This window comes from Prochlorococcus marinus str. SB (genome assembly GCF_000760115.1).
Taxonomy (GTDB): Bacteria; Cyanobacteriota; Cyanobacteriia; order PCC-6307; family Cyanobiaceae; genus Prochlorococcus_A; species Prochlorococcus_A marinus_D.
Genome location: NZ_JNAS01000002.1, coordinates 754,429 through 768,784, shown reverse-complemented (window position 1 = coordinate 768,784; position 14,356 = coordinate 754,429). Strand labels below are relative to the sequence as shown.

Here is a 14,356-nt window from a genome sequence, read left to right as displayed (position 1 = left end):
ATTGAAATTTATCTTTATTGATTCTAATAAACTTATTTCCTAAAGAAGACCAACAGGATCAGCTGCAACATCATCTGAAATTTTATTGCCATCATTTGGGGGCTTATCTTTTAGAACAATTCTTAAGAGTACAGGTGCAAGAAATGTAGTTCCTATAACCATTAATAAAATAGCTGCTTCAAGAGAAGGAGTTAATAACTTAGCGCTTGTTCCTAGCCCAAGAAAAATTAAACCAACCTCTCCTCTAGGCATCATACCCAAACCTACAACTAATCTATTTGTAGGTTTATCACTTGAAAATACCCATCCAGCTGCAATTTTTCCAATAATCGCAACAACTAATAAAAATCCTGCAACTACAAGAGCTGATCTACTTGTTGGATCAAGTGGATTGATAACTGATAAATCCATTCCCGCTCCAACTAATACAAAGAAAATAGTTGCGAATAAGGATACTAAAGGTAAAACGGATTGCTGAATTGCGTGGTTATTTTTAGAACTACTTAGAATTAATCCAGCTGCAAAAGCACCTAAAGCTGCTTCCAATCCAATGGCTGTTGCCACGAAACAACACAATACAAGTATCACAAAAGAAGCTACTACTACGGCTCCTGGAGCCTTTAATCTATCTAATAACCAATCAAAACCTGGAGCGGCTGTTCTACTTAATGCAATAGCAGCAATAACGAATACTACAGCTGCTGCAACTAATTTAACGATAGGAGCAATTTCTAAAGTGCCTCCGGCAGCAAGGGCTACTACAACTGCCAGAATAACAATTCCTAAGATATCGTCTAACACTGCTGCACCAATAACAATCTGTCCTTCTCTAGTTTTCAAATAACCCAACTCACCAAAAACACTTGCAGTAATTCCTATACTAGTTGCCGTCATAGATGCTCCAGCAAAAACTGCTGGAATTAGATCTACTTGGAAAATAAACATTAATCCAAGAGTTCCAAAGGCAAACGGTAAAATTACACCAGCCATCGCAACAGTGAAAGCCTGAGCTCCAACAGCTACTAATTCCTCCAACTCACTTTCTAAACCTGTTAAAAATAAAAGAGCATATAATCCCAGAGTCGCTACTGCTTGCAGGGACGGAAAACTTTCGAAATAAACATCTGGTACAGCTTCTGGGGGAATTGACGCTAAAGAACTAATAACATTTACAAGTCCTTCATTTAATTCGGTTCCAGCTGAAGGCGGTATCAACAAATGAAATCCTGATGCCCCTATTACAACTCCTGCAAGAAGCTCACCTACTATTGTGGGCAAACTCAGTCTTACTAATACTTCTGCTAATGCTCTTGCAGCTAAAAATATCAATAGAAACCTTATAACTCCTATCAACGTTTCAGCAACTTCTAAATCATGTGCACTTAATTCAGCAAGTAAAGAGTACATTTAAGTGTAAAAAATAAACTACCTAATTGGAAGATAGTTTATTAAGGGCCCAATTTAAGAAATATGTAAGAAAAAAGCAAAAATACTCAACAAGTGTGGATCTGAAGTTACAACAAAGAAATTTTCTTAAAAATGGCTATTGTCTGTTATATGGCTAATCCAATGAATTCCAACGAACCCTTTGATCTGCGCTTGCCTACACCAGGCTGCTATCTAGATCCCGAGAAAGCTGGCATGGATTCAGATGCTGTTTTTCAAGGAATGACAGCCCATCTTTTCTACACTCTTGGAAAGTTAGCAACCTCTGCAAGTCCTCACGATTTGTACATGGCTTTAAGTTATGCAGTTAAAGATAGGCTGATGACAAGATATTTAGCCAGCCAAGAAGTCATAAGAAAAAAACCTCAAAAAACAGTTGCTTACTTATCAGCAGAATTTTTAATAGGCCCTCAATTAAGTAATAATCTTCTTAATCTTGGAATAACTCAAGAGGCAGAAGATGCTTTAAAAAGATTTGGCATTGAATCATTGTCAACAATTCTTGAAGTTGAAGAGGAGCCTGGATTAGGTAATGGTGGACTTGGCAGACTTGCCGCATGTTATATGGAATCATTAGCATCTCTACAAGTTCCAGCAGTCGGTTATGGTATTCGATATGAATTTGGCATATTCAATCAGTTAATAAGAGATGGTTGGCAAGTTGAAGTAACTGACAAATGGTTAAAAGGGGGCTGGCCATGGGAACTTCCACAACCTGATGAATCATGTTTTGTAGGTTTTGGAGGGAGAACTGAAAGTTATAGAGATGATAAAGGGAACTACAGATCAAGATGGATTCCCTCAGAACATGCAATTGGAGTACCTCATGACGTTCCAGTTTTAGGATACAGAGTAAATACATGTGACAGATTAAGATTATGGAGAGCAGATGCAACAGAAAGTTTTGACTTTTATGCATTCAATATTGGTGATTATTATGGTGCAGTCGAAGAAAAAGTTGCATCTGAAACTCTATCAAAAGTTCTATATCCAAATGATGGAACTGACGAAGGCAGAAGATTAAGACTCAAACAACAACACTTTTTTGTAAGTTGTTCTCTTCAAGATATGTTGAGAAGCCTTGAAAAAAGATCAATAGCAATAACAGAATTCCCTAAGCATTGGACAGTTCAACTAAATGATACCCATCCTGCTATTGCAGTTGCAGAATTAATGAGACTTCTTATTGACCAATATCAAATAGGTTGGGATAAAGCTTGGAACATAACAACCTCTTCAGTGGCATATACCAACCATACATTACTTCCAGAAGCTTTAGAAAAATGGGATTTAGGTTTATTTAATGATCTTCTTCCTCGTCATCTAGAAATTATTTATGAAATTAATTGGAGATTTCTACAACAATTAAGACTACGTTATCCAGGTGATGACAAAATCCTTCAAAAACTTTCAATAATTGATGAAGAAGGATCCAAATCAGTTCGGATGGCTCATTTAGCTACAATTGGAGCTCATCACATAAATGGTGTTGCAGCTCTCCACTCAGATCTAATAAAAAGACAACTTTTGCCTGAATTCGCATCTCTGTGGCCTGAAAAATTTACAAATGTAACTAACGGAGTTACTCCACGGAGATGGGTTGCCCTTTCAAATCCATCACTATCGAGCCTTTTAGAAGAAGAAGTGGGTCCGAACTGGATAACCAACATGGAACTTCTTAAGAAGTTAGAAGAAAAAAAAGATGACAACAATTTTTTGCAAAAGTTTGAGGAAACAAAATTAAATGGCAAAAGAAAATTAGCCAGCTTTATTCATTCAAAAACTGGAATACTTGTAGATCCATCAAGTTTATTTGATGTTCAAGTTAAAAGAATTCATCAATATAAAAGGCAACATTTAAACGCACTACAAATTATTGCCCAATATTTAAGAATCAAAAATGGTACAAACAAGTATGAAGTCCCTAGAACAATAATATTCGGAGGTAAAGCTGCACCAGGTTACTTTATGGCAAAGCTGATGATTAGATTCATAAATGGTATTGCTGATGTAGTTAATTCTGATCCAGATATGGATGGTTTATTAAGAGTTGTCTTTCTACCAGACTACAACGTTAAACTTGGTGAAATAGTTTATCCTGCAACTGATCTTTCAGAACAAATCTCAACTGCTGGAAAAGAAGCTTCTGGAACTGGAAATATGAAGTTTGCCATGAATGGAGCTTTAACCATTGGAACCTTAGATGGAGCAAATGTTGAATTAAGAGATCTTGTGAAAAAAGAGAATTTCTTTCTTTTTGGTAAAACTGAAAGCGAAATTATGGACTTAAAAAATAATAACTACTCTCCCAAAACTTTTATTGATCAATGTCAAGAGCTCAAAGAGGTTATACGCCTAATTGAAATTGGTCACTTTAGCAATGGGGATAAAGAATTATTTAAACCTTTATTAAATAGCCTTACAGGACATGACCCATTTTTTGTTATGGCTGACTTTGAAGATTTCTTAAATAAACAAGATGTTGTCAGTGAATGCTGGAATAATAAAAAATCTTGGAACAAAATGGCATTATTAAATACTGCTAGATCAGGATATTTTTCTTCAGATAGATCTATCAGAGAGTACTGCAAATCTATTTGGAAAGTATCTCCAATGCCTGTTAAAATTACTTGCGACGTCGAAGAACTAACTAATTGATATTTTTCTTGTCTGGTGAATCTGGGGTTTGATGAAATAATCTATTCAAAATTAATCTATCCATGTTTAATGGGTCTGGGGCTAATTCATTTGCAATTTCTTTAAATTTTGATTCAATATTGTTTGCAATTTTTGTATCAAATATCCTTTCCATTAAGGCTTCAATTGAATATAAATAGGCATTAACACTTTCCAGTTCATCTAAAGCTTCGGTAATTTCTGTATCAGAAATATGTTTTACTTTTGGACTGTTATCTTCATTTGATTGCCTTTCAGATAATTCTTTCTGCAACTCATCAGTTACCTTAGTACAAAGAGTTCTGAATGATTGAATAGATGCCCAATTCAATTCTTGTTGCTGCTTAAAAGTAGGAAATTCTCTAATCAGACGATCATGCTCTTTGTAAAATCTCTGACAATCAGAGCATTGACATGGTTCTTCAGCCAAAAGAAAAAATAAATCTTTCTATATCATCTCACTATTTGGGCAAAATTGTAGGGCCATCCAACAATTCGTCATTTTCATCAAGTGAATCTGGACTATCTGGCAAAGGTATCTCAATACTAGTCACTAAATTAATAACATCTCTTAGTCTCATAGAATCAGCAAACCATCCCATAGCTTGCTCTGCATCGCCTCTTTTTTCAGCATCATTTGCTTGATCTTCATGAGCTTCTGCTAAAAGAGCAAGCCAGCACAGGCATCTTGCCTGAACTATTGAAAGATCTAAATCATTTGGTTGGGATTTAGAAATACGTTCATGCTCTTGTTGAATTAAGAGCTTTAAACGCATATCATGCAACTTAGCCATAAAAGATTTATTACTAACTATACGCTAGCTAGAGAGTAACAAATTTGCACACATACTACATATAGTTTTTTATTTTACGGGACTGGCGGGAGTCGAACCCACGACCTACGGTTTAGGAAACCGTTGCTCTATCCTGCTGAGCTACAGCCCCAATAGATGATTTTTGGAGTATTAAGCATTATGCTAAATGAAAGCAGGAGAGGTAATCGCAAGAAAGTTTTATTTTGGAAACAAAATAAAACTTTCTTGAGGAAAGTCCGGGCTCCCACATGGTCAGGCTTGCTGGGTAATTCCCAGTGCGGGAAACCGTGAGGATAGTGCCACAGAAACATACCGCCTAATACTTTATGTATGGCAAGGGTGCAAGGGTGTGGTAAGAGCGCACCAGCAACATTGAGAAGTGTTGGCTAGGTAAACCCCGGCTGGGAGCAAGGCTTAGTAGATTTATGACCATTAAACAATCTACTTTTAAGCGCCGCTCGAGACTGTGAAGTAATTCCAGTCCTAGATAGATGATTGCCCATCTTATTAATTAAGATGAACAGAACCCGGCTTATGACCTGCTTTCTAATTGTTGTGATTATTTAAATCAAATGACAAATATAATTGACGCAAAGCGGATTACTCAAATAACTACTTTTTTAAAGTCTTTAAATATTAAATCAGAAAGATTTTCTGAAATAATTAGAACTCAAAATATTTCAATTATTCAAGATATTAATCAAGCATTTATCCACTCTTCGGAGGACAAAATATTAAATTATGAAAAACTAGAATTTTTCGGAGATGCAGTTCTTAGATTAGCGGCTTCTAATTTTATTGAAAAAAAATATCCTCAAATGAGTGTAGGAGAAAGATCAGAGTTAAGAGCACAAATTGTAAGTGATGAATGGTTAACTAAATTAGGGGGAAAAATTGATATAGAAAAATTAATAATTAAAGGACCTGAAGCTCTTGGTGACGAAAATTCAAAAAATACTATTATTGGTGAAGCTACAGAAGCTTTGATCGGTGCTGTTTACAAGTGCTTTAATTCCATTCGGGAAGTAAATCTTTGGTTAGATGATATTTGGGAGGAAGATTCAGAAATATTTTTAAGAGCTCCATATAAATTCAAATCAAAAACAGTATTGCAAGAGTGGTGTCAAAGCAAAGGTTTTGATTTACCAGTCTATAAAATAATTGAAGTCTCAAAGAAAAATGGTGACCCCAAAAGATTTTCTTGCGATATATTTATCGAAGGATTAAAAGAATCATCAGCATTCGGCAAATCCCATAAGCAAGCAGAAACTAATGCAGCTAGAGTTTTGATAGAAAAATTTCTTACTATTGGTAAAATCTAACTTTATACTATTTCTAAATTCGCTAGCTGAAAAGTTATGAGTTTATCCCAATTACCTCCTTCAAAAAGAACCGCTGCTCTTTTTTTTGTAACTCTTTGTACAAACCCTTTATATCCTCTATAAATAGAATTGGTGTCTTTTACAACAACAAAAGATCCTGGGAGTATGGGTTTAGTAGATAATTCCATAAAACACTCTTTCTAATACAATATATGATAAATAAAAATGAATGGTTGACTGTTGGATTGATAACATCATGTCATGGAATTAATGGACAGGTAAAGGTTAAATCTTTAAGTGATTTTGAAGAAAGATTTTTAAAACCGGGAATTAGATGGTTGCAAAAAGAAAATGAATCTCCTTCAAAAATAGAACTTATATCTGGTTTCAAACAGCCTGGTAAAGTAACTTTTATAGTTAAGTTCCAAGGAATAAATACAAGAAATCAAGCAGAGCAACTAAAAAAATTTAAAATTCTTGTAAAAACTGATACACTACCCAAATTAAAAAAGGAAGAATTCCACTTGTTAGAACTTTTAAATCTAGAAGTCAAGACTTTAGAAAATGATGAATTAAAAAAAATTGGGAAGGTTATCAATTTAGAAAATGAGAAAAATAATTTACTTGTTATTGAACTATTTAAGAATCAAAAAAAAGTTCTCATACCATTTGTTAAAGAAATAGTCCCATTAGTAGATATAAAAAACAATTTTCTAATCATTAATCCTCCAAATGGACTTTTAGAGCTATAAATTAAAAAAATAAAAATTTGTAAAAAGCTCATTATTCAACAGTTACACTTTTAGCTAAATTTCTTGGTTGATCGACGTCAAGTCCCCTATGTGCTGCTATATGATAACTCAATAATTGTAAAGGAAGTATATTAAGCAGAGGTGAAATCCATTCATTACAGGAAGGAACTTTCATCAAATAATCAAAGATTTCAGTTCCATTACATTCAGGAGCAATCCCAATCAAATATGAATCTCTAGCTTTTGCTTCTTGAGCATTACTGATAACTTTATCAAAAACTTCACCAGGTGAGGCGATAGAAATTACAGGTACTTTTTTATCTAATAAAGCTATTGGACCATGTTTCATTTCTCCAGCAGGATATCCAGCTGCATGAATATAACTAATTTCTTTAAGTTTTAACGCGCCTTCAAGTGCAATAGGATAATTTATTCCTCTTCCTAAAAAAATAACATCCTTAATATTAAAAAAGTCTTGTGCTAGCTTTTCTGAAGATTTATTATGTTTCTCTAAGAGATCTTCCAGTAGTGGCGGAAGTTTTATAAGTTCACTTATTAATTTACCTATTTCATCAGGACTTTTATTACCTTTAATTTGAGCAAATTTTATGGCTAATCCATAAAAAGAAAGTAATTGAGCAAAAAAAGTTTTTGTTGCTGCAACTCCAACTTCTATTCCTGCACAGATATCAATTATATTTGAGACCTGTCTTCCTATGGAACTCTCTTTTCTATTTGTTATTGCAATAAGATTAGGTTTAAATTTTTTATTTTCAACTGAAGAACGTCTTTTAATTTCCATATCGATAGCCGCAATTGTATCAGCAGTTTCTCCGGATTGAGTGACTCCAATAGTTAATGTATTTGGCAATAGTGGAGGTGGTGAATATCGAAATTCGCTTGCATAAAAGACATTTGTGGGAATACCTGAAAATTGCTCTAATAAAAAGCAGCCCACCATTGCAGCATGTTTACTTGTACCACAAGCAATAATTTCAATCCTTTCTATTGATCCAAAATACTCTGTATCAAATGGATAGTTGATTTGATATTGACCATTATCTGAGTTCTTAATTAGATAATTTTCCAACCAGTTTTTTGCAGTCTGCGGCTGATCATATATCTCTTTCAACATGTAGTGTTTAAAATTCATCTTATCCATTATTTGCTCTGAGACTTTTAAAGAAACTGGATTTCTATATTGTCTCTCATTGCTTGCGTCATATATTTCAATCCCAAGCGGAGTCAACAAGGCTATTTCTTCATCCTCCATGGGCAAAATAATATTCGTAAAGTTTGCAATGGCTGGAGTATCACTAGCACAAATAAATTCTCCTTCACCCAAACCAATAATCAAGGGTGCTTGTCTTCTTGCAACTACCAAAGAAGTTGGAGCACCAGACCATAAAACTGCTAAAGCATAAGATCCTTCTAAATCCGATAATACATTTCTCACAGCTACTAATAATGTTGACCCATTCTTCTCAAGATTAAGTTTACTTAATATGTTTAACTCTCTTTGAATTAGATGGGGAATTACCTCTGTATCTGTATCAGAATTAAAAATAATGCCCTCTTTCTCTAATTTATTTTTTAAATCTTGGAAATTTTCAATAATGCCATTTTGAACAACTGCTATATTTCCTGAACTATCGGTATGAGGATGTGCATTTTTAACCTCCGGCTTTCCATGAGTTGCCCATCTAGTATGTCCTATTCCAACAGTTCCAGGAATATTATGACCATTAAGATTACCTATTAAATTTTTAAGTTTCCCTTCTGCTTTATTACAAGAAATAGAATTTGTTTCGGAATTTATTATTGCAATACCTGCAGAATCATAACCTCTGTATTCAAGTTTTTCTAAACCATTAATTAATAATGGTAAAGCTTTTTTATATCCAGTTACAGCAACTATTCCACACATACGATTTTTTTTTCAATTATATTGAAATAAAACGCGTGTTTATTAAAATATGGACTCTCTTAAAACTGCACTATAAAAATTAATATGCTAAACCCATACTCCTAGATGTCTCATCTCCTAAATAAACACGAATACTTAAGAAATCTGTAGGACATGCCGTTTCACATCTTTTGCATCCTACACAATCTTCTGTTCTAGGAGAAGATGCTATTTGGCCTGCTTTACAGCCATCCCAAGGAACCATTTCTAAAACATCAAGTGGGCAAGCCCTTACACATTGGGTACAACCAATGCAAGTGTCGTAAATTTTAACTGCGTGTGACATGTAAAAATTGTCTTTTGAACCTCGTTTTATAATACTATTGTCTTACAAAGAAATTAAAAAAATTAAGATATGCTTCACTCTTGTTAACTCTAGGGCATAAAATCATATAGATAATTAGTAATTTACATAAACTATGTCACAAGAAATCCTCGAAAAAGTCTGTTCTATTGTTTCAGAACAATTAAGCGTTGAAGCAGAAGAAGTTAAATCAGATTCAAATTTCCAAAATGATTTAGGTGCAGATTCTCTAGATACTGTTGAATTAGTAATGGCACTTGAAGAAGCATTTGATATTGAAATTCCAGATGAAGCAGCTGAAGGAATAGCAACTGTTGGCGATGCAGTAAAATTCATCGAAGAAAAAAAAGGTTAGTATAGGATGCCAAATTTCCATCGAGTAGTTATTACTGGTATAGGAGCAGTAACTCCAATTGGTAATAACATTGATGAATATTTAGTCGGTCTTCAAACAGGTACTAATGGGGTTTCAGATATTACTCTCTTTGATCCTGAACAACATCCCTGCAAATTTGCTGCAGAAGTAAAAAATCTTCAATCTGAACTTTTTATTGAAGCTAAAGAATCCAAAAGATGGGATCGTTTTTCCCAGTTTGGAGTTATTGCTGCAAAGCAAGCCTTTAATGATTCTGGACTTGAAATTACTGAAGCTAATGCATCAAGAATTGGAGTGATTATTGGTTCTGGTGTTGGAGGCTTACTAACTATGGAAAGTCAAGCTCAAATATTGAGTCATAAAGGGCCTAAGAGAGTAAGTCCATTTACAGTCCCAATGATGATTCCAAACATGGCCACTGGATTGGCTGCAATCGCTTTAGGTGCAAAAGGACCAAGTTCCTCTGTTTCCACGGCTTGTGCTGCTGGTTCAAATGCAATTGGCGATTCTTTTAGATTACTCCAACTTGGGAAAGCAGATGCAATGATCTGTGGGGGAGCAGAAGCAAGTATTACACCTCTCGGGGTAGCTGGTTTTGCTAGTGCCAAAGCTCTTTCTTCCAGAAATGAAAGCCCTCAAACTGCTAGCAGACCTTTTGATGCAGAAAGAGATGGATTTGTTATTGGAGAGGGATCTGGAATTCTTATTTTAGAAACTTTAGAAAATGCACAAAAAAGGAATGCGAGAATTTATGCAGAAATAGTTGGTTATGGAACAACATGTGATGCTCATCATATAACTGCTCCATCTCCAGGAGGGATTGGAGGCGCAGAAGCTATCAAATTAGCAATTGAAGACGCTTGTCTTAGCCTTGAAAAAGTTGATTACATAAATGCTCATGGAACAAGTACATCAGCTAATGATAAAAATGAAACTTCTGCAATTAAATCTATTTTTAGAGACAGATCTTACCTCATTCCTGTAAGCTCTACTAAGTCGATGACAGGTCATCTCCTAGGAGGCTCAGGAGGTATAGAAGCTGTAGCTTGTATACTTTCTTTGACACATAATTTTATCCCTCCTACAATTAACTACGTTAATCGAGATCCTGAATGTGATCTTGATTATGTACCAAATAATGCGAGAGAAGCTCAATTAAGAGTTACTCTCTCCAATTCTTTCGGCTTTGGTGGTCACAATGTTTGCCTTGCTTTCAGCAAAATGAACTGAAGACAACCAATTCTGAATTTCCAACTTAACTTATTTTAAAAAAATGGTCGCTGCATCTGTTTCATTAGAGTCACTTTGTGTAAATAGTATAAGAATGCTTGCTGTAGATGCAGTAAATAAATCTAATAGTGGACATCCTGGATTACCAATGGGATGTGCTCCTATGGGTTATGCATTATGGCAAAACATACTTAATCACAACCCTAATAACCCAAAATGGTTCAATAGAGACCGTTTTGTATTATCAGCTGGTCATGGCTGTATGCTGTTATATTCCTTGCTTCATTTGACAGGATATAAATCAGTTTCCATAGAAGATATTAAACAATTTAGGCAATGGGGATCAAAAACTCCTGGGCATCCAGAAACATTCGAAACTGAAGGTGTTGAAGTTACAGCAGGTCCTCTTGGAGCCGGAATTTCAAATGCAGTTGGCTTGGCAATAGCTGAAACACACTTAGCAGCTAAATTTAATAAGTCTGATTGCAATATCGTTGATCACTATACTTATGTAATAATGGGTGATGGCTGTAATCAAGAAGGTATTGCATCAGAGGCCTGCTCATTAGCTGGTCATCTTAAGCTTGGAAAATTAATTGCACTCTATGACGATAATCAAATTACTATTGATGGGCGAACCGACGTTTCTTTTACCGAAGATGTCTTAAAAAGATACGAAGCTTATGGATGGCATGTACAACATGTTGAAGATGGGAATCATGATGTTAAAGGAATCACTGAAGCTATCGAAAAAGCAAAATTAATCACAGACAAGCCTTCAATTATAAAAATTTCTACAACCATAGGTTATGGTTCTCCCAATAAATCAGATACAGCAGGAATTCATGGAGCAGCTGTTGGAGAAGAAGAAGCTGCACTTACTAGAGAGTTTCTAAATTGGGAATATTCGCCATTTGAAATACCCGATGAAGTATATGCGCACTTTAGAAAATCAATAAACAAAGGTGAAAATTTAGAGAAAGAATGGGATTCTAAATTTGCAGAATATCAAAAAAAATATCCCTCTGAAGGAGCCGAGTTAAAAAGAATGCTAGAGGGTCAATTACCTGAGAATTGGGACTCAGATCTCCCCTCTTATTCTCCTGATGATAAAGGGTTAGCCACCAGAAAGCATTCACAAATATGTTTGGGTGCTCTAGGTCCTAACCTACCTGAATTAATTGGCGGATCTGCAGATTTAACTCACTCTAATTACACAGATATAAAAGGAGAAAGTGGATCATTCCAGCCACATAGCCCTGAAAAAAGATATTTACATTTTGGCGTACGAGAGCATGCAATGGCAGCTGTACTTAATGGTATTGCCTATCACAATAGTGGTCTTATCCCTTATGGTGGAACCTTTCTTGTTTTCGCCGATTATATGAGGGGCTCAATGAGACTTTCAGCACTTAGCGAATTAGGAGTCATCTATGTCTTAACTCACGATTCAATTGGTGTAGGAGAAGATGGTCCAACACATCAACCCATTGAAACTATCCCTTCTCTACGGGCCATGCCTAACATGCTAGTTTTCAGACCTGGAGATGGCAACGAGACGAGCGGAGCTTATAAGCTTGCTATTCAAAATCGAAAAAGACCTTCTGCCCTTTGTTTAAGTAGACAAGGTATGCCAAATCAAGAAAATACTTCGATCGACAAAGTTGCTCTAGGGGGATATGTAGTTTCCGATTGTGAAGGAACACCAGATCTAATATTTATTGGTACTGGAAGCGAACTGAATCTTTGCATTGAAGCAAGTAAAGAAATTTCAAGCTTAGGTAAAAAAATTAGAGTTGTTTCTATGCCTTGTGTAGAACTTTTTGAAGAGCAAGAAGAATCTTATAAAGAAAGTGTTTTACCTAGTAGTGTGAAAAAAAGAGTTGTAGTAGAAGCTGCCCATTCATTTGGTTGGCATAAATATACAGGTTTTGATGGAATTTGTATTACTATGGACAAATTTGGTGCATCAGCACCAGGTGGAGAATGTATGAAAAATTTTGGATTTACAGTCGAAAACGTAGTTAATAAAACGAAAGAAATTCTATAACTACTAATTGATAATTACACTGAAGTATTGCATTCTTCAAGCTTATCTTTTAACTGATCAAGAGATTCATCAGAAATCTTTGAATTCATTGGACAATGTTTAGGGCCACACATTGAACAAAACTCTGCCTTTTTAAAGATTTCTTCAGGCAGTGTTTCATCATGGTACTGCTTTGCCCTTTCCGGATCTAATGAAAGTTCGAATTGTTTATTCCAATCAAAGTTATACCTTGCATGACTAAGTTCATCATCTCGATCACGAGCTCCAGATCTATGTCTTGCTATATCAGCAGCGTGAGCAGCTATTTTATAAGCAATTAAGCCTTCTCTCACATCTTCTGCATTTGGTAGACCTAGATGTTCTTTTGGCGTTACATAACATAACATAGAAGTCCCATACCATCCTGCCATCGCCGCCCCAATAGCACTTGATATATGGTCATAGCCAGGGGATATATCAGTCACTAATGGACCAAGCACATAAAATGGGGCTTCTGAACATTCTTCCATTTGCTTTCTTACATTAAACTCAATTTGATCCATAGGTACATGACCAGGACCTTCAACCATTACTTGAACATTATGTTCCCATGCTCTTCTAGTAAGCTCGCCTAAGGTCTTCAATTCAGCTAGCTGAGCATCATCAGAAGCATCATGCAAACATCCAGGCCTTAGTGAATCTCCTAGAGAAAAAGTACAATCATATTTTTTGAAAATCTCACAGATATCATCAAACCTTGTATAGAGAGGATTTTGTTTAAAATGATGTAACATCCATTGGGCTAAAATACCTCCCCCTCTACTAACAATTCCAGTAATTCTTCCTTTAACTTTTGGCAAATGCTCTATTAATAGACCAGCATGAATAGTTTGATAATCTACGCCCTGCTTACAATGTTTTTCAATAATATGAAGAAAATCGTCTTCTGTTAGTCTATCTATTGAACCATGAACACTTTCTAAAGCTTGATAAACAGGAACAGTTCCTATGGGAACAGGAGATTCTTGAATAATTGCTTGTCGGACTTCATCTAAATTGACTCCTCCCGTAGAAAGATCCATAACCGTATCAGCACCATATTTAACAGCAAGTTTCAGCTTTTCTACTTCTTCATTGATATCACTTGCATTAGGGGAAGCACCAATATTGGCATTAACTTTGCATCTAGAAGCAATACCTATAGACATTGGCTCAAGATTCAAATGATTAATATTAGCAGGAATAATTAATCTTCCTCTTGCTACTTCTTCCATTATTAAAGAAGAAGGAAGATTCTCTTTTTTAGCAACAAAATCCATTTCTTCAGTGATATATCCATTTCTCGCAAAGTTCATCTGAGTTACATTGTCTTTCCCAAGGCGAGGCTTAATCCAAGAACTTCTCATAATTTCTTAATTTTCAAAAGTGTTATTACTAAAG

13 protein-coding genes, 1 tRNA gene and 1 other RNA gene are annotated in these 14,356 nt (G+C 35.2%); 7 read left to right on the top strand and 8 right to left on the bottom strand.

Annotated features, from left to right (window positions below; all coding sequences use genetic code 11):
* Nucleotides 1–39: 39 nt before the first annotated feature.
* A complete protein-coding gene (locus EV02_RS02365; protein ID WP_025922676.1) occupies nucleotides 40–1,407 on the bottom strand; it encodes a cation:proton antiporter in 1,368 nt (455 codons plus the stop codon).
* A gap of 150 nt (nucleotides 1,408–1,557) precedes the next feature.
* Here EV02_RS02365 and EV02_RS02370 point away from each other — a divergent pair, with 150 nt between their 5' ends.
* The gene (locus tag EV02_RS02370; protein ID WP_032520008.1) at nucleotides 1,558–4,104 is read left to right on the top strand and encodes a glycogen/starch/alpha-glucan phosphorylase; all 2,547 of its coding nucleotides are present in this window, start codon (nucleotides 1,558–1,560) and stop codon (nucleotides 4,102–4,104) included.
* Here EV02_RS02370 and EV02_RS0108850 read toward each other — a convergent pair.
* From EV02_RS0108850 to EV02_RS02380, 3 genes are all read right to left on the bottom strand, one after another.
* Nucleotides 4,097–4,552, bottom strand: coding sequence for a hypothetical protein (locus EV02_RS0108850; protein WP_032520007.1), 456 nt, complete (start codon nucleotides 4,550–4,552; stop codon nucleotides 4,097–4,099). The two genes, EV02_RS02370 and EV02_RS0108850, sit on opposite strands and share 8 nt — an antisense overlap.
* A gap of 31 nt (nucleotides 4,553–4,583) precedes the next feature.
* On the bottom strand, nucleotides 4,584–4,916 hold the full coding sequence (locus tag EV02_RS02375) for a hypothetical protein (RefSeq protein ID WP_011377237.1): 333 nt from the start codon (nucleotides 4,914–4,916) through the stop codon (nucleotides 4,584–4,586).
* Nucleotides 4,917–4,993: 77 nt separating this feature from the next.
* Nucleotides 4,994–5,067, bottom strand: a tRNA-Arg gene (locus EV02_RS02380).
* A gap of 38 nt (nucleotides 5,068–5,105) precedes the next feature.
* On the opposite strand from EV02_RS02380, the gene rnpB reads away from it, so the two are divergent.
* Together rnpB and EV02_RS02385 are read left to right on the top strand one after the other, a co-directional pair.
* Nucleotides 5,106–5,488: RNase P RNA component class A (gene rnpB, locus EV02_RS09145), an RNA gene on the top strand.
* A 21-nt stretch (nucleotides 5,489–5,509) separates the two neighbouring features.
* Nucleotides 5,510–6,259, top strand: coding sequence for a ribonuclease III family protein (locus EV02_RS02385; protein ID WP_032520006.1), 750 nt, complete (start codon nucleotides 5,510–5,512; stop codon nucleotides 6,257–6,259).
* A gap of 2 nt (nucleotides 6,260–6,261) precedes the next feature.
* On the opposite strand, the gene EV02_RS02390 is transcribed toward EV02_RS02385, so the two are convergent.
* Nucleotides 6,262–6,447, bottom strand: coding sequence for an NAD(P)H dehydrogenase subunit NdhS (locus EV02_RS02390; RefSeq protein ID WP_032520005.1), 186 nt, complete (start codon nucleotides 6,445–6,447; stop codon nucleotides 6,262–6,264).
* Between the two features lie 24 nt (nucleotides 6,448–6,471).
* Between EV02_RS02390 and rimM the strand changes: the two genes are divergently transcribed.
* Nucleotides 6,472–7,011: a ribosome maturation factor RimM gene (gene rimM, locus EV02_RS02395; protein WP_032520004.1), complete on the top strand. Its 540-nt coding sequence runs from the start codon at nucleotides 6,472–6,474 to the stop codon at nucleotides 7,009–7,011.
* 31 nt (nucleotides 7,012–7,042) lie between these two features.
* On the opposite strand, the gene glmS is transcribed toward rimM, so the two are convergent.
* A complete protein-coding gene (gene glmS, locus EV02_RS02400; protein WP_032520003.1) occupies nucleotides 7,043–8,938 on the bottom strand; it encodes a glutamine--fructose-6-phosphate transaminase (isomerizing) in 1,896 nt (631 codons plus the stop codon).
* A 79-nt stretch (nucleotides 8,939–9,017) separates the two neighbouring features.
* Nucleotides 9,018–9,263: a photosystem I iron-sulfur center protein PsaC gene (psaC, locus tag EV02_RS02405; RefSeq protein ID WP_007099573.1), complete on the bottom strand. Its 246-nt coding sequence runs from the start codon at nucleotides 9,261–9,263 to the stop codon at nucleotides 9,018–9,020.
* 133 nt (nucleotides 9,264–9,396) lie between these two features.
* Between psaC and acpP the strand changes: the two genes are divergently transcribed.
* Genes acpP through tkt form a run of 3 tightly spaced genes read left to right on the top strand, consistent with a single transcriptional unit; the run spans nucleotide 9,397 to nucleotide 12,937 of the window.
* Nucleotides 9,397–9,636 (top strand): acyl carrier protein, encoded by a 240-nt coding sequence (gene acpP / locus EV02_RS02410; protein ID WP_032520001.1) that lies wholly within the window; start codon nucleotides 9,397–9,399, stop codon nucleotides 9,634–9,636.
* Nucleotides 9,637–9,642: 6 nt separating this feature from the next.
* Entirely contained in the window at nucleotides 9,643–10,887 is a 1,245-nt protein-coding gene (gene fabF, locus EV02_RS02415) for a beta-ketoacyl-ACP synthase II (RefSeq protein WP_032519999.1), read from the top strand.
* Nucleotides 10,888–10,930: 43 nt separating this feature from the next.
* Complete coding sequence (gene tkt / locus EV02_RS02420; protein WP_032519998.1) at nucleotides 10,931–12,937, top strand: transketolase; 2,007 nt, start codon at nucleotides 10,931–10,933, stop codon at nucleotides 12,935–12,937.
* Nucleotides 12,938–12,951: 14 nt separating this feature from the next.
* Here the strand turns inward: tkt and thiC are convergent, their stop codons facing one another.
* Nucleotides 12,952–14,322, bottom strand: coding sequence for a phosphomethylpyrimidine synthase ThiC (gene thiC, locus EV02_RS02425; RefSeq protein WP_032519997.1), 1,371 nt, complete (start codon nucleotides 14,320–14,322; stop codon nucleotides 12,952–12,954).
* Between the last annotated feature and the right edge of the window lie 34 nt (nucleotides 14,323–14,356).